15 protein-coding genes are annotated in these 15,521 nt (G+C 71.7%); 8 read left to right on the top strand and 7 right to left on the bottom strand.

Features of this window, described 5'->3' with window-relative positions; translation table 11 throughout:
- Positions 1-139: 139 nt before the first annotated feature.
- Complete coding sequence (locus tag CWC38_RS03565; protein ID WP_121845467.1) at positions 140-721, top strand: hypothetical protein; 582 nt, start codon at positions 140-142, stop codon at positions 719-721.
- Positions 722-753: 32 nt separating this feature from the next.
- Here the strand turns inward: CWC38_RS03565 and CWC38_RS03560 are convergent, their stop codons facing one another.
- Positions 754-1,428: an aminoacyl-tRNA hydrolase gene (locus CWC38_RS03560; RefSeq protein WP_206059849.1), complete on the bottom strand. Its 675-nt coding sequence runs from the start codon at positions 1,426-1,428 to the stop codon at positions 754-756.
- Positions 1,429-1,707: 279 nt separating this feature from the next.
- Between CWC38_RS03560 and CWC38_RS03555 the strand changes: the two genes are divergently transcribed.
- Positions 1,708-2,154 carry an HD domain-containing protein gene (locus CWC38_RS03555; protein WP_121845453.1) on the top strand — a complete coding sequence of 149 codons (447 nt, stop codon included), beginning with the start codon at positions 1,708-1,710 and terminating at the stop codon, positions 2,152-2,154.
- A gap of 188 nt (positions 2,155-2,342) precedes the next feature.
- Positions 2,343-4,100, top strand: a complete 1,758-nt coding sequence (locus CWC38_RS03550; RefSeq protein WP_165860326.1) for a bifunctional 3'-5' exonuclease/DNA polymerase — start codon at positions 2,343-2,345, stop codon at positions 4,098-4,100.
- Between the two features lie 53 nt (positions 4,101-4,153).
- Here the strand turns inward: CWC38_RS03550 and CWC38_RS03545 are convergent, their stop codons facing one another.
- Together CWC38_RS03545 and nth are read right to left on the bottom strand one after the other, a co-directional pair.
- Entirely contained in the window at positions 4,154-4,936 is a 783-nt protein-coding gene (locus CWC38_RS03545; protein WP_121845451.1) for an NUDIX hydrolase, read from the bottom strand.
- Positions 4,937-4,947: 11 nt separating this feature from the next.
- The gene (nth, locus tag CWC38_RS03540; RefSeq protein ID WP_206059848.1) at positions 4,948-5,811 is read right to left on the bottom strand and encodes an endonuclease III; all 864 of its coding nucleotides are present in this window, start codon (positions 5,809-5,811) and stop codon (positions 4,948-4,950) included.
- 182 nt (positions 5,812-5,993) lie between these two features.
- On the opposite strand from nth, the gene acs reads away from it, so the two are divergent.
- The gene (gene acs / locus CWC38_RS03535) at positions 5,994-7,946 is read left to right on the top strand and encodes an acetate--CoA ligase (RefSeq protein WP_121845450.1); all 1,953 of its coding nucleotides are present in this window, start codon (positions 5,994-5,996) and stop codon (positions 7,944-7,946) included.
- Between the two features lie 171 nt (positions 7,947-8,117).
- Complete coding sequence (gene aroQ, locus CWC38_RS03530) at positions 8,118-8,564, top strand: type II 3-dehydroquinate dehydratase (RefSeq protein ID WP_165860325.1); 447 nt, start codon at positions 8,118-8,120, stop codon at positions 8,562-8,564.
- 3 nt (positions 8,565-8,567) lie between these two features.
- On the opposite strand, the gene CWC38_RS03525 is transcribed toward aroQ, so the two are convergent.
- Positions 8,568-9,752, bottom strand: a complete 1,185-nt coding sequence (locus CWC38_RS03525; RefSeq protein ID WP_121845448.1) for a MarP family serine protease — start codon at positions 9,750-9,752, stop codon at positions 8,568-8,570.
- A 258-nt stretch (positions 9,753-10,010) separates the two neighbouring features.
- On the opposite strand from CWC38_RS03525, the gene CWC38_RS03520 reads away from it, so the two are divergent.
- Positions 10,011-10,688, top strand: coding sequence for a Crp/Fnr family transcriptional regulator (locus tag CWC38_RS03520; RefSeq protein WP_121845447.1), 678 nt, complete (start codon positions 10,011-10,013; stop codon positions 10,686-10,688).
- A gap of 65 nt (positions 10,689-10,753) precedes the next feature.
- On the opposite strand, the gene CWC38_RS03515 is transcribed toward CWC38_RS03520, so the two are convergent.
- Genes CWC38_RS03515 through CWC38_RS03505 form a run of 3 tightly spaced genes read right to left on the bottom strand, consistent with a single transcriptional unit; the run spans position 10,754 to position 12,364 of the window.
- Complete coding sequence (locus CWC38_RS03515) at positions 10,754-11,668, bottom strand: NUDIX hydrolase (protein ID WP_121845446.1); 915 nt, start codon at positions 11,666-11,668, stop codon at positions 10,754-10,756.
- 2 nt (positions 11,669-11,670) lie between these two features.
- On the bottom strand, positions 11,671-12,150 hold the full coding sequence (locus CWC38_RS03510) for a RidA family protein (protein ID WP_121845464.1): 480 nt from the start codon (positions 12,148-12,150) through the stop codon (positions 11,671-11,673).
- Positions 12,151-12,169: 19 nt separating this feature from the next.
- Positions 12,170-12,364 carry a DUF4177 domain-containing protein gene (locus tag CWC38_RS03505; RefSeq protein WP_121845445.1) on the bottom strand — a complete coding sequence of 65 codons (195 nt, stop codon included), beginning with the start codon at positions 12,362-12,364 and terminating at the stop codon, positions 12,170-12,172.
- Between the two features lie 115 nt (positions 12,365-12,479).
- Here CWC38_RS03505 and CWC38_RS03500 point away from each other — a divergent pair, with 115 nt between their 5' ends.
- Positions 12,480-14,621, top strand: coding sequence for a transglycosylase domain-containing protein (locus CWC38_RS03500; RefSeq protein WP_121845444.1), 2,142 nt, complete (start codon positions 12,480-12,482; stop codon positions 14,619-14,621).
- Positions 14,621-15,521: metallophosphoesterase (locus CWC38_RS03495; protein WP_121845443.1), on the top strand; the 901-nt coding region annotated here is incomplete at its 3' end. The genes CWC38_RS03500 and CWC38_RS03495, both read left to right, overlap by 1 nt.

The following is a 15,521-nucleotide window of genomic DNA, read 5'->3' as shown; positions in this document are numbered from 1 at the left end:
GGATCGGGAGCCGGGGTGTTCCCCTGCCCTCCGGGCGTGCCCATCAGTTGTGGCTGGGGCTCGTCACGATCCGGTGACGATGCCCAGGTCTGGCCGGAGGGCCATTGTCCCCGCGGGGTGCACCTGCCAGCGTGGGTGGATGGACATCAAGCCCGTCACCCGCAAGTCACTCGTCGGCGCCCTCGCCCTCTGGTTCGTCTATGTGGGGCTCGTGGTGCTCCTCTTCCGTTGGGCAAGCGGCGAGTTCGCCCCGTTCATCGTGGCCGCCGCCGTGGTGGCGGGCGTGTCCGTGGCCATCTTCAGCGTTGTGGCCTGGCGCCCCGGCGTCCGCCGGGACGAGGGGTGGGAACTCACGGTCTACGGCGCCCGCTGCCAGGGCCGGGCCCATCTGGATGTCCCTGCCGAGGACGTGCCGGGAGTGGTGGATCGGGTGTGCCAGGGAAATGAAGAGCTGGGGCTGCGGACACTCGCGGTTCAAGGTGGCGCGGCAGCAACGGGGCCCTCGTTCCGGTCGTGGGGCGAACGGTTGCGCTTCGCCATCCGACCGTCCTCGGACGGGAGTTCAGAGGTGGAGGCCACGTGCCGGCCGCTGGTCCCGTTCGTGGTCTCGGACTGGGGACGCAGCGAAAGGATCCTCCGCCAGTTCCTGCGCGACCTGCACGAAGAATCCCTCCGGCCACAGGCCCCGTCCCACACCGCCGGGCCGTCACCCACCGCGTGAGGGGTCGCCCAGCACGGTCACGAAGCCCCTCCTCACCACCACGCCCGCGTGGTGTCCGTGGGGCCGTCCAGCTCCGTGAGCCCCGCGTCGGTCACGGTCACCGGCCGTTGCGCTCCCGCCCACTCGCTCGCCGAGGGAAACACCACCCGCACCCGGAACCCGTCCGCGCGCCAGCGCTCGCGCACGTGGTCGGGCATCTGCTCCCACGCCAGCTGCGCCGCGTGACCGCACTGCGCCGCGAGCTTCCCGCTGGAGATGCCCAGCCCCGGAGCCACCTCCACGGCCACCACCACGTCCTCCGTGCGCGAGCGGCCGTCCGCGGGGAACTGCGTCCCGGAGACCTGCAGCTTGTGCAGGGCCTTGGGCAGCGGCCGCACCGGCGCCGGCACGAACGCCCGCACGGCCGCCACTCCGCTGCCCTCCGGCCCCTCGCGGCTGACCGTCACCCCGGGCAGCTCCTGCACGTCGTCCCAGCGCTTCCCGTCCGCCCGCCGCACGAGCTTGCGGATCTGCGCGTCCCGCCACGTGCGCACCGCCTCGTGCCACGGTCCCCCGGGGGCGCTGCGCGGATCGTCCAGCAGCCGCACGACGGCGCTCGCCGCCACCTCCGCCACGTCCACCTCCCGCGCGGGGCGCTCACGGTCCCGGCGCACCACGAGCTGCATGGCCCAGGGAACGTCCTGCTCGGTGTTGTCCTCGCTCGTCATGGCTCCGAGTCTCCCACTCTCCCCGGCACGCCCCACACGCCCCTGTCCGCGCAACGCAGGCCGCGTTCCCGCGCAACCTGACGGCGCGGGCGGCGGATGGCGGCCGCGCGGAGCACTGCCCCCAGCCGTCCCCGACGCCGTCCCGGTCGCTTATGCGTGTCACCGCCCCTCGGTAGAAGTGGACGTACGCACGGAGCCCGGCGGCCACGGACCAGCCGCGCGGACGGTTCCCCGTCCGCACGTCCGGGATCGCCGCTCCGCCACCGTCGAGGAGAACCCATGAGCACGCTCACGGACCGCGCCCGGGACATCGCCACCCGCGCCCACCACGGTCAGACGGACAAGACCGGCGCCGACTACATCGACCACCCCCGCCGCGTTGCGGAACGGGTGCGCCACCACGCCGCGGCGGAGCAGCTGGAGGCCGCCCAGGTGGTGGCGTGGCTGCACGACGTCGTGGAGGACACCCCCGTGACCCTCGACGACCTCCGGGCGGAGTTCCCGGCGGACGTCGTCGCCGGTGTGGACGCCATGACCCGACGCCCCGACGAGGAGCACGACGACTACTACCGCCGAGTGGCCGCCGATCCCCTGGCGCGCGTGGTCAAGCAGGCGGACCTGGACGACAACACCGATCCCGCCCGCACGGCCCTCCTGGACTCGGAGACCCGCGCCCGGCTCGAGCAGAAGTACGCCCACGCCCGCGAGGTGCTCGCCGCCGGGTGAGTCCGCCGGTGCGTCGTGGCACGCAGGCGGGAACCGCCGTGCTGATCCGCACCCCGGACGGTGTGGTGGAGGTCTCGTCGCGCGCCCCCGGGAACCACATGTTCCGTGTCACCTCCGGTTCGACGCGGACGGCCTCGTCGCGCCCACGGGAACCACCGCTGTCGGAACCCCGCCCCATAATGAAGCCCATGCACATCGTGGTGGCCGCCGCCGAGCCCGGGACCTGGGTCCTGCAGGTGGTCTCCGCCAACGGCGAGCGCGCGGGGCAGGAACTGGCCGTCTCGGACGAGGAGCTGCCGGGCGTCGTCGTCCAGCGGGAGGAGGCCGCCGCGCGCGCCGGGGTGCAGCCTCCGGTGTGGACCTGGCAGGACACCTCCGTGCCCGCCGCACTGCTGTGCGCCGCAGGAGTGTGGGTCACGCGCTGCCGGGACCTGGGGCTGTGCGCGACCATCCTGGCCACCGCCTCCACCGCACCCGGCTCGGGCGCGCTCGACGACGCCGGGGAACCCCGCCCGCTCGACTACCGCCCCGTGCTCGAACCAGCGGACCCGCGGCACGTTCCCGGGCCCCGGCCCCTCGCCGCGGCGAGCAACCAGGGCTCCTTGTTCGCGGTTGCGGAGGAACGCGGCCCGGGCGTCACGGAGCTGATCGCCGAGCTCGCCGCCCAGACCAGCGCGTGTGCCACCTCCCGGAACCCACAACGTCTCGAACGGCTGCTCAGCCTGGAGTCCCAGGGAGCCCTCGTAGCGGCGGGCATGCGCCACCGTGGCATTCCCTGGGATCCCGCGGTGCACGAGCAGATCCTGGAGGACATGCTCGGCCCCCGCCCGACCGGCGAGGAGCGCCCGCAGCGCATGCAGGAGCTGGCGGAGCAGGTCCGCGCGGCGCTGGCCGCGCCCACGTTGAACCCGGACTCGCCCGTGGAGCTGCTCAAGGCCCTGCGCAACGCTGGGGTGGACGTGGACACCACCCGCGCGTTCAAGCTGCAGGAGTGGACCCTGGTCAACGGCCAGCCGCAGGAGCAGCGCGTGGCCACCGTCGCTCCGGTGCTGGAGTACAAGAAGCTCTCCCGCGTGTTCTCGAGCACCGGCTGGCACTGGCTGGACACATGGGTGCAGGACGGCCGCTTCCACCCCGAGTACGTGGTGGGCGGCGTCGTCACCGGCCGGTGGGCGGCACGCGGCGGGGGCGCCCTGCAGATCCCCAAGTACATCCGGGACGCCGTGCGCGCGGACCCCGGCCACGCGCTCGTCGTGGCGGACGCCGCCCAGCTGGAACCGCGGGTGCTGGCCATCCTGGCGCGCGACGACGCCCTGGCCGAGGCCTCGCGCGGCCGCGACCTTTACGAGTCCATTGCCCAGCAGGGTCAGGCCCGCGGCTCGGAGCTCACGGAGCGCTCCCACGCGAAGCTGGCGCTGCTCGGGGCCATGTACGGCGCCACGTCCGGAGCCGGCGGGCGGTTCATGCCGCAGCTCACCCGCATGTTCCCGCGCGCCGTGGGGTACGTGGAGCACGCCGCGCGGGTGGGCGAGCTCGGCCAGCAAGTGTGCACGTACCTGGGCCGCTGGTCCCCCGCGCCGGATCCGGAGTGGTTCGAGGTGCAGCGCGCCACGGACACGCAGGCCGGCGAGCGCCGCGCGGCGCAGGCGTCCCGCAGCCATGGCCGGTTCTCCCGGAACTTCGTGGTGCAGGGCTCCGCCGCGGAGTGGGCGCTCGCGTGGCTCGGACACATCCGCCAGGGCCTGCACACCGCCGGGATGGACGCGGAACTCGTGTTCTTCCTGCACGACGAGGTCATGGTGCACTGCGCGCAGGAGCACGCGGAGCGGGTGCAGCAGATCGTGGAGCATGCCGCGGAGCAGGCGGTGCACACGGTGTTCGGGGCGGTGCCTGTGGAGGTCCCGGTGGCCGCGAGCGTGGTCACGTCCTACGCGGACGCGAAGTGAGCGGGACGCCACGGCGCACGTGGTGCCGCACCTCCCCTGCTGAACCCGAGCCCCTACGCCGTGCCTCCCATCCCCGGCGCCGGCCGCTTCACCGAGCGGTCCCACTCCACGGACCACCCGAGCCACTCAAGCACGCGGTCCAGCACCACCCCCGTGAACCCCCACACGGTCACGGTCTCGGGCACCCCGGCCACCCGCACGTCGAACGCGGGGGACTTGTAGGTCTGGTTCCCCCGGGTCACGGTGGCGTAGTAGCGGTGGGCGGGGTTGATGAGGTCCAGCACCGGCACGCGGAACACCAGGGAGGACTCGGCGTGGTCCACCACGTCCACGGGCGACTGGCTGCGCCACCACCCGATCACGGGGGTCACCAGGTGGTTGCTCACGGGCAGCGGCACCTCGTGCAGTGCACCGAGCACCTCAACGCCGTCCGGGTCCACGCCGGTCTCCTCGCGGGCCTCGCGCAGTGCGGCGCGCACGTGCGGGGCGCTCACGGTCCCGCCGGGGGTCTCCAGGGTGGTGCCGGGCTCGCCGTCCGGCGGGTCGAGGCGCCCGCCCGGAAACGCCACCTGCCCGGGGTGCGCCCGCAAGGTGGAGGCGCGCTGCACCAGCAGCACGTCCAGGTCCCGCCCGGGACCCTCAGCGTGCTCGGCGTACGCGGAGGGCACGCGGTCCAGCGCGCCGAAGAGGATGAGCACGGCGGAGTGCCGGAAGTTCTCGTCCAGCTGCCCGATCCGCCAGGGCTCGCGGTCCTGCATCAGCACGGAGTCACCGTGGCGGGCGAGCTCCACGAGCTGCTCGCGCGGGCCGCCCGGGTGGGGCTGGGAAATGGTCATCGTCCGTCCTCTCACGCGCTGAGCGCGTGTCCCTCGGCGCGCAGCTGCCGCCGGGTGCGTCCCGCCAGGAAGCCGGCGAGCAGCTCCTCGCGGCCGGGTTTCAGTTCGTAGCCCAGCAGGGCCCGCGCGGCCTCCGGGTCCGTGGGGCCCGCTCCGTAGGAGGGGCACAGGTCCGCCACGGGGCACACCCCGCACGCGGGTTTGCGGGCGTGGCAGATCCGGCGCCCGTGGTAGATCAGCTCGTGGGACAGCTCGGTCCACAGAGCGGGCGGGAACAGCGCGGCCACGTCCGCCTCCACCTTCACCGGGTCCTCCTGCGCGGTCCACCCGAGCCGCCGGGCGAGCCTGCCGAAGTGCGTGTCCACGGTGATCCCGGGCACCCCGAACGCGTTGCCGAGCACCACGTTCGCCGTCTTGCGCCCCACCCCGGGCAGGGTCGCGAGCTCCGCGAGCGAGCCGGGCACGGCGCCGTCGTACTCGTCCACCACGCGCGTGGCCAGGGCCTGGATGGAGCGCGCCTTGGAGCGGTAGAACCCCAGGGAGCGCACCATCTCCTGGACGTCCTCGGCGGGAGCCTCGGCGAGCTCGCGCGGGCCGGGGTACGCGGCGAAGAGCCCGGGGGTCACGGCGTTGACGCGGACGTCCGTGGTCTGCGCGGACAGGACGGTGGCGACGAGCAGCTGCCAGGCGTCGTCGAAGTCCAGCTCCGCCACGGCGTAGGGGTACGTCTGAGCGAGGATGCGCTGGATCCGCCGCGCACGTCGCGTACGCCCCAGGGCCGTCTCCGCCCCGGCACGACGACGCCGCGCGGCCGCCTGCTCCGCCTGCCGCGCCGGGACGAATCGCACGTGGGCAGCGGCGGCGGGGGTCTCCATGCCCTCGATCATGCTGTGCGCCGTGACGGGGGTCAAACCCGCCGGGCACCGCGGAACCGGGCCGACATGCACCCGCGCACGATGGAGCGCTCCCACGCCGTTCCACTAGGCTGAACCGGAGAATGTGAACTGCACCACGCGCCCGTGCGAGCGGCGCGCACCGGCCCCAGCGAAGGAGCACCATGACCCCGGATCCCGCAGCAGCCCAGCCCCAGACCTTCGCCCCCAGCGAGGAGTTCGCGGCGCAGGCCAACGCCACCGCGGACCTCTACCGGCAGGCGGAGGAAAAGGGGGAGGAGGTCTGGGCGAGCCAGGCCCGCGACCTGCTCACGTGGTCCACGCCCTTCACCGAGGTGCTGGACTGGTCCAACCCGCCGTTCGCCAAGTGGTTCCAGGACGGCACCCTGAACGCCGCGTACAACGCCGTGGACCGCCACGTGGCGGCCGGCAACGGTGACCGCGTGGCCCTGTACTTCGAGGGCGAGCCCGGGGACAGCGCCGTCTACACGTACGCGCAGCTCAAGGACGAGGTCTCCAAGGCCGCCAACGCGTTCGAGTCGCTGGGCGTCACCAAGGGCGACCGCGTGGCCGTGTACCTGCCCATGATCGCGGAGGCCGTGATCACCATGCTCGCGTGCGCGCGCATCGGGGCGATCCACTCGGTGGTCTTCGGCGGCTTCTCCGCGGACGCCCTGCGCTCGCGCATCGAGGACGGCGAGGCGAAGCTCGTGGTCACCGCGGACGGCTCCTACCGCCGCGGCAAGCCCACCACGCTGAAGCCCGCGGTGGACGCCGCACTGGAGAAGGGCGGCGAGTCCGTCCAGCACGTGGTCGTGGTCCAGCGCAACGGCGAGGACGTCGCCTTCCAGGACGGCCGGGACGTGTGGTGGCACGAGGCCGTGGAGAACGCCTCCACCGAGCACACCCCCGCGGAGCAGAACGCCGAGGACCCGCTGTTCATCCTCTACACCTCCGGCACCACAGGAAAGCCCAAGGGCATCCTGCACACCACCGGCGGCTACCTCACCCAGGCCGCGTTCACGCACAAGAACGTGTTCGACCTCAAGCCGGAGACGGACGTCTACTGGTGCACCGCGGACGTCGGGTGGGTCACGGGCCACACCTACATCACCTACGCACCGCTCGTGAACGGCGCCACCCAGGTGATCTACGAGGGCACCCCGGACTCCCCGCACCGCGGCCGGTTCTGGGAGATCGTGCAGAAGTACGGTGTGAGCATCCTCTACACGTCCCCCACTGCCATCCGCACCATGATGAAGTGGGGCGAGGAGATCCCGGGCGAGTGGGACCTCAGCTCCCTGCGCCTGCTGGGCACCGTGGGCGAGGCCATCAACCCGGAGGCCTGGACCTGGTTCCACCGCGTGATCGGCGGCGGGCGCTGCCCCATCGTGGACACCTGGTGGCAGACCGAGACCGGCGCCATGATGATCTCCCCGCTGCCCGGGGTCACCACCGCCAAGCCGGGTTCCGCGCAGGTCCCGCTGCCGGGCATCGCCGTGGACGTGGTGGACGACGCCGGGAACTCCCTCCCCAACGAGACGGACGGCTTCCTCGTGGTCCGCAAGCCGTGGCCGTCCATGCTGCGCACCATCTGGGGCGACGACGAGCGCTTCGTGAACACCTACTGGGGCCAGTTCGGGGACAAGTACTTCGCCGGTGACGGCGCCAAGCGGGACAAGGACGGCGACGTCTGGATCCTGGGCCGCGTGGACGACGTCATGAACGTCTCCGGTCACCGCCTCTCCACCCCGGAGATCGAGTCCGCCCTGGTCTCCCACCCCTCCGTGGCGGAGGCCGCCGTGGTGGGCGCCAAGGACGAGACCACGGGCCAGGCCGTCTTCGCGTTCGTGATCCTCTCGGACCAGGCCACCGCCGAGGGCCGGGACGCCACCGAGCTCGCCGAGGAGATCCGCGCGCACGTGGGCCGGGAGATCTCCCCGATCGCCAAGCCCAAGAAGGTGCTGATCGTCCCCGAGCTGCCCAAGACGCGCTCCGGGAAGATCATGCGCCGCCTGCTCAAGGACGTCGCGGAGGACCGCCCCGTGGGAGACGTCTCCACCCTCGCGGACCAGACGGTCATGCAGCAGATCGTGGACTCGCTCGGTACCAAGTAGCCCGTCCGCACACCGCCGTCAGTGCGGGCGCGCAGCCGCCTGCCGCTGCCCCGCACGGCTCGGCCCGGCTCGGACCACGACGCCGCCGCGGCGCCTTCTCCCCGGAAGGCACCGCGGCGGCGTCGCCCGTCCCGGGGGCCGTGCGCGGGGTCGATGCGCTTGAATGGGGGCATGAGCGAGCTGCCGATCCACGTCCTCAACGGGCCCAACCTCAACACCCTGGGCACGCGCAGGCCCGAGGTCTACGGGCACACCACGCTCGCGGACGTCGAGACGAACGTGCGCGCCCGGGCACAGACGTACGGGCTGGAGGTCGTGTTCGAGCAGACCAACTGGGAGGGCCAGCTCGTGGACTGGATCCAGCGGGCGCGCACGGAGGCGTGCGGGGTCGTGATCAACCCCGCGGCACTGACCCACTACTCCGTGGCCGTCCACGACGCCCTGGAGATGTGCGAGATGCCGGTGGTGGAGGTGCACATCTCCAACGTGCACCGCCGCGAGTCCTTCCGTCACACCTCGTTCGTGTCCCCGCAGGCCACCGCGGTGATCGCCGGTGCCGGGGTGCTCGGCTACGAACTGGCCGTGGACGTGGTGGCCCGCAACCTCGGGCTGGGCTGAGGCTCAGCCCGCCACGCACTGCCCCGTGGCCACGGTCCGGGTGGAGTCCCCGGCCGCGGTGAGGGCCTGCTGCACCCGGTCCACGGGGATCACGTACCCCGCCTCCCCCTGCACGGCCTTGGCGAACACCACGCCCACCACGTGCCCGGAGCCGTTGAGCAGCGGCCCGCCGGAGTTGCCCTGCTCCACCTTGCCGGCAATCTGGATGATGCTGCGGGTCTGGGTCTCGCCCGTGGTCACGTTCTGCACGGGTGCGACGGCCTCGCCCTGGACCGTGGCGGGGCGCAGCGTGTAGGGCCCGCCCAGGGGGTAGCCCGCGAAGGACACGGCCTCGCCCGGGGTCACGGAGCTCTCCAGGGGCAGCGGTGACTCCGGCAGGTCCGGGACGCGCAGCACCGCGAGGTCCGAGGCGGCGTCGTAGTGCACCGTCTGCGCCTGGTAGACCCGGCCGTCTCGGGTCTCCACCACCGGCTGGTCCACGCCGGCCACCACGTGGGCGTTGGTGACCACGGTGCCCGGCTGGGCCACGAACCCGGAGCCGGTCTGGTTCTGCGCGCACTGGGCGGCCGTCCCGTAGACCTGCACCACGGACTGGCCCGCGTCCGCCACGGTCTGCGAGTCCGGGGTGTCCTTCGGGTCCGGAGCCGCCTCCGTGGGGAACAGCAGCTCGTCCAGCTGCCGGATGCCCTGCGCGCCGCTGATCGCGTTGCGGGTCTGGGTCATGGCGTGGCGCACGGGGTCCGGGGTGAGCCGTTCGATGCCCCGCAGCACCTGGGAGGACGCCACCTGCTGGGACAGTGCGGGAATGCCCATCTGCCCCACCAGGGAGCCCAGGAGGGACATGAGCAGCGCCGCAACCACCACGTTCAGCACCGCACCGCCCAGGCGGTCCAGGATGCCCACCCCGGACTTCTCCAGCGCCCGGGAGAGCGCACCCCCCAGCAGGGAGCCCAGGAACTCGCCCAGCGCGAGCGAGACCAGGACCGTGAGCAGCACGGTGGGCACCTGCCACTGCCCGGAGGCATAGGCCGCCACCACGGGACCCGCCCAGAACGCCAGCACCGCGCCCAGCACCAGGCCCAGCAGGGCCGCGAACGAGCGGAAGAAACCGCGCCGGAACCCCGCGACCAGATAGGCCACGAGCACCAGGATGAGCAGCACGTCGAGCAGGTTCGGGGCAAGGGTCATGACGGTCCTCACGGGTGGGGGTAACGCGGGGATCGGGCGCGTGTCGGATCGAGCATACGGGGGTGGACCGGGTGGCCGGGCAATCCGGAGAACACGTGCTGTTCACCCGGGTGCGCGCGGCGCGTTCACTGGACGTTCACACTGGGCACAACCCCACAGGTGGACCCGAACGGTGTGAAACTCGTTACGATGGACCGTAGTCATGCACGAGGCCCGCGCATCATATGGGCTCACCCCTTCTTCGTGAGGAGTTTTACCTTGGATACAGACGTCCTACGCCGCGCTCCGCTGTTCGCTTCCCTGGACGACGAGGCGTTCGCCGCTCTGACCGAGGAGATCACCGAGGTGGATCTCTCCCGCGGAGCCACCCTGTTCCACGAGGGAGACCCGGGAGACCAGCTCTACTTCATCGTCTCCGGCAAGATGAAGCTCGGCCGCACCGCGAGCGACGGCCGCGAGAACCTGGTGGCCGTCATGGGCCCGGGTGAGATCTTCGGCGAGATGGCGCTGTTCGACCCCAGCCCCCGCTCCACCTCGGCCACCGCCGTCTCCGAGACCCGCCTGGCCGGGCTCAAGCATGAGAACCTGCGCAAGGTCATCCAGCGCTCCCCCGAGGTCTCCGCCCAGCTGCTCCAGGCGCTCGCGCGCCGGCTGCGCCGCACCAACGAGAACCTCGCGGACCTCGTGTTCTCGGACGTCCCCGGCCGTGTGGCCAAGGCCCTGCTGGACCTCGCGGACCGCTTCGGGCGCCCCGCCACGGACGGCATCCTGGTGGCCCACGAGCTCACCCAGGAGGAGCTCGCCCAGCTGGTGGGCGCCTCCCGCGAGACCGTCAACAAGGCTCTCGCCGAGTTCGTGCAGCGCGGCTGGATCCGCCTCGAGGCCCGCGCCGTGGTCATCCTGGACCTGCAGCGACTCAAGCAGCGCTCGCGCTGACCCGTTCCACCCCACTGACGACGACGCCCGCGGCACGTGCCGCGGGCGTCGTCGTCAGTGGGGGCTCACCCGTCGAGGACGAGGACGGGCTCGCCGTCGCGCAGGTCCAGCCGTGGACTCCTGACCCGCAGGTCCCGCCGCGCCGCGAGGAACGCCACCGCGGAGCCCGCCTCGGCCACCGCCTCCACGGCACCCTGCACCCCCGGGGTGGTGAGTTCCATGAGGTCGAAGTGCCCCGGGTCCCCGGTCTGGGCGGAGTCCTCGGACTCGCTGCGGAACAGCTTGGGCACGGGGGTGGACCAGGGGTCCTGCAGCAGCATCCGCGCGTCCACCCACCCGAGCCAGGCACGGCCCTGCTGGGTGGCCAGCGGTGCCGGGCGCTGGCCCACGGGCACGGCGGCGGCGAAGAAGTAGAGGTCCACGCGCTGGTGCACGAAGTCCGAGGTGACCCAGTGGGACAGCGGACGGAGGCACTCGCTGTGGAAGGCCATGCTGCGCTTGGCCAGCAGGTCCGCGAAGGAGATCTCCTCCGCGGCCAGCTGCTCGCGTGAACGCATCCAGTCCACGCCCTCCACGTTCTCGGCCACCCCGTGCGTGGGTGCGCCGGCGAACAGGATGCCCGTCTCCACGAAGGTCTTGCGGGCCGCCGTGACCACGCTGCGCCGCGCCAGGCCAATGTCGTCCGAGAGCAGGCGGTGCGCCCAGTCCGCGGACGAGTGCCCGCGCCAGTCCAGGGGTTCGTCGTCGCTGGACTCGGTGATGCCCCCGGGGAAGGACAGGGTGCCCATGGACTGCCGCCCGGGGCGGTGCAGCATGAGCGTCTCCACCCCGTTCTCGCCGTCCCGCACGAACACCGTGGCGGCGCCGTGGCGCGGGGCGGAACCGTGCAGGCCCAGCCCGCGCTCGAGCCACGCCCGCGCCGCCTTGGAGTAGGCACGGGGCACCGTGAAGATGCGCTCGTTCCCGGGGGGAGCGGCCATGCTCAGGCGAACTCGACGATCAGCTCGACCTCCACGGGCGAGTTCAGCGGCAGCACGCTCACACCCACGGCGGAGCGGGCATGCACCCCGGCCGCGCCGAAGACCCGGCCCAGCAGCGTGGACGCGCCGTCCACCACGGCGGGCTGGCCGTGGAAGTCCGGGGCGGACGCCACGAACCCGGTGACCTTGACCACGCGGCGGACCCGTTCCAGGTCCTCGATCTGGGACTTCACGGCCGCAATGGCGTTCAGCGCGCACCGCTCGGCCAGCTCCGCCGCGCGCTCCGGGGACACGGTCCCCTCGGCGCCGGACTCGCTGACCACGCCCGTGGCCGGCAGCGACCCGGAGACCAGGGGCAGCTGCCCCGCGGTGTAGACGTAAGAGCCGGTCACGACCGCCGGGGCGTAGGCCGCCAGCGGACGGGCCACCTCCGGCAGCTCGAGACCGAGCTGCGCGAGACGCTGCTCACAGGTGCCGCTCATGGCGTCCGGCCTCTCCACGTCAGTTCTTGGGGCGCTTGAAGTAGGCGATCGGGTTGGTCTGCGCCGGCGCGTTCATGTTCCCGGCCGGGGTGTCCGCGGCCTGGGTTCCGGGCAGGACGGTGACGAGCTCCCAGCCGTCGTCCCCCCAGTTGTCCAGAATCTGCTTGGTGGCGTGGATCATGAGCGGCACGGTGGCGTATTCCCAAGTGGTCATGGCCCCACACTACTGGTCCCGGCCCCTGACCGGGCGAGACCCGCCCCGGGAAAATCACAGTGGGCCGCCCCGCGCTGTGGCCCGTCCGTGCGGGCCCGGCTTGTAGACTGGCGCAATGGCATCACGCAAAAACTCGGGCTCCGAGCCCACCTCGGTTCTGGGCAACGTCGTCGCGTTCATCGCCGTCGCCGTCGTGGCCGGAGTGGTGGCGGCCGGGCTTCTCATCCCCCCCGCCGCGGCCGCAGGAGCGGCCGCGAACGCCTCCATCGGATGGTTCAAGTCCCTGCCCTCGGACATGGAGTCGGGGCCGGTGTCCCAGAGTTCCACCGTGGTGGCCAAGGACGGCACGGAGATCGCCAAGTTCTTCGCGCAGAACCGCGAGCCGGTGCCGCTGAAGGAGATCTCCCCCAACATGCAGAAGGCGCTGCTCTCCATCGAGGACCGTGACTTCTACGACCACGGCGGTGTGGACCCGTGGGGCATCGTGCGCGCGATCGGCAACAATCTGCTGCGTCCGAGCAACCGCCAGGGCGCCTCCACCATCACGCAGCAGTACGTGAACAACCTCATCATCGACCAGCAGGTCCGCAATGGTGAGCAGGCCAGCACCATCGGCGCGGACAAGGGCGTGGTGGACAAGATCAAGGAGATGAAGCTCGCCATCTCCATGGAGCAGGAGAAGTCCAAGGACGAGATCCTGGAGGGCTACCTCAACGTCGTCCTCTTCGGCGGCTCCAACTACGGGGTGGAGGCAGCGTCCCAGTACTTCTGGGGAATCCACGCCTCCGAGCTGAGCATCGCCCAGTCCGCCACCCTGGCGGGCATGGTGCAGTCCCCCAACTACTACAACCCCGAGGTCAATCCGGAGGCCTCCACGCAGCGGCGCAGCATCGTCCTGGACACCATGGTGCAGACCGGTGCCATCACCCGGCAGCAGGCGGAGCAGGCCGCCAAGGAGCCCATGAACCTGGACATCCACCACACCAGCTCCGGGTGCACCGCGGCCAAGTCCGCTCCGTACTTCTGCGACTACGTGGAGAACCAGGTCATGCAGTCGGACACCTACGGCGCCACGCCGGAGGAGCGCCTGGCCACGCTGCAGCGCGGCGGTCTGACCATCAGGACCACGCTGGACCCCAAGGCCCAGAAGGCGGCCGAGACCCAGGTCAACGCCACGCAGCCCAAGGACAACAACCCGGACAACGTGTCCACGGCGCTGATCTCCCTGGAGCCCGGCAACGGCCACGTGGTCTCCATGGCGCAGAACACCAACTACTCGGGTGCCGAGGGCGACTCCAACACCACGTACAACTTCAACGTGGACTCCAACGTGGGCGGCGCGGGCGGCTTCCAGGTGGGCTCCACGTTCAAGCCGTTCACCCTGGCCGAGTGGATCAACTCGGGCAAGGGCGTGAAGGCGAGCATCGACGCCCGGAGGCTGAACTACCCGGCGGACTACCAGTGGAAGGCCTCGTGCCTTCCCAACGGGTACAAGATCGAGCCCGGCACGGACGGCAACGGCCTGTCCTTCCAGAACGCCACCGAGGGCTACAACAAGGTGATGGACGTGGACTACGGCATCTACAACTCCATCAACTCGGCCCTCTACGCCATGGCCGCGGACCTGGACCTGTGCGCCATCGGGAACATCACCAAGGCGCTGGGCATCCACGACGGCAAGACCGGGGACCCGGTGGACACCACCGTGCTCTCCGCCCTGCTGGGTGGCTCGGCGGACATCTCCCCCATGACCATGGCCCGGGCGTTCTCCGCGTTCGCGAACGACGGCGTGATGTGCGAACCCCGCGCCATCACCGACGTGCGCGACGCCCGCGGCAAGACCTACGAGGTCCCCGCGGACAAGTGCCAGCAGGTCATCAAGAAGGAAGTGGCCCAGGGCGTGAACCACGTCCTGGAACAGGTGCTCGTGAAGGGGTCCGCGTACCAGCGCGGGATCGGACTGCCGAACGCCTCGGCCGCCAAGACCGGCACCACGGACAACTCCACGCAGACCTGGATGCTCGGCTACACCAAGGGGCTCGCCACCGCCTCGTGGGTGGGCAACTACCAGTACGGTTCCCGCTCCCTCAACGGGCTGAACATCGGCGGCAAGAGCGGCGGATCGGGCACGGACTGGGTGGACGGTGCCACCTATGCCGGTGGGCAGTGGCAGAAGTACATGCAGGAGGTGGCTCCGAGCTACAGCACCAAGCCGTTCTCCGAGCCCCCCGCCAGCGTGCTGTCCACGAAGAAGTGATGAGCCGCAGCTCCGGTTCGCCCGCCCCGGTCACCCGCATCCTCGCGGGGGCCGGGGCGGGCCTCGTCGCCACGGGTGCGGGAACGCTCGGCTGGGCGGTGTTCGGCGAACGCCGACGCTTCCAGCTGCGGGAGGAGACCGTGCGGGTGCTGCCCGCGGGCTCGCGGCCGCTGCGGATCCTGCATATCTCCGACCTCCACACCGTGCCGGGCCAGGAGGCCAAGAAGCGCTTCGTGCACTCCCTCGCGGCGCTGGAGCCGGACCTGGTGGTGGACACGGGCGACAACCTCTCCCACATGGCCGCGCTGCCGTACCTGCTGGAGATCCTGGGGCCGCTCTTCGCCTTCCCGGGCGTGTACGTGCCCGGGTCCAACTGCTACTTCGCGCCGCGCCCCAAGAACCCGGCCCGCTACCTGTGGCGCACCACCGCGAGCGAGAAGAAGGACGAGGCCCCGCGGCTGCCCACCGAGGACATGCACCGGGCCTTCGACGAGCGCGGCTGGACGGGCCTCGTCAACCGCTCCGACCGGCTGCGCATTGCGGGCACGCTCATCGACTTCTCGGGCGTGGACGATCCCCACCTGCACTACGACCGCCACCCCGGCTTCCCTGCGCCCGGCACCGAGGCCCCGGGCGTCCGCATCGGTGTGGCCCACGCACCGTACCTGCGCACCCTGGACCGCTTCGCGCGGGACGGGGCTGACATTGTCTTCGCGGGCCACACCCACGGCGGCCAGGTGTGCCTGCCCGGTGGGCGCGCACTGGTCAGCAACTGCGACCTGGACCCGGCCCTCTGCAAGGGCCTGATCACCCACCGCGGCGTGCCCGTGAACATCTCCCAGGGACTGGGGGAATCGCGCTTCGCCCCCGTCCGCCTCTTCTGCCCGCCCCAGGCCGTCC

Source organism: Kocuria tytonicola (assembly GCF_003687455.1).
GTDB lineage: Bacteria > Actinomycetota > Actinomycetes > Actinomycetales > Micrococcaceae > Kocuria > Kocuria tytonicola.
Note: the sequence above shows the minus strand (reverse complement) of the source record. Positions and strands in the feature narration are given on the sequence as shown.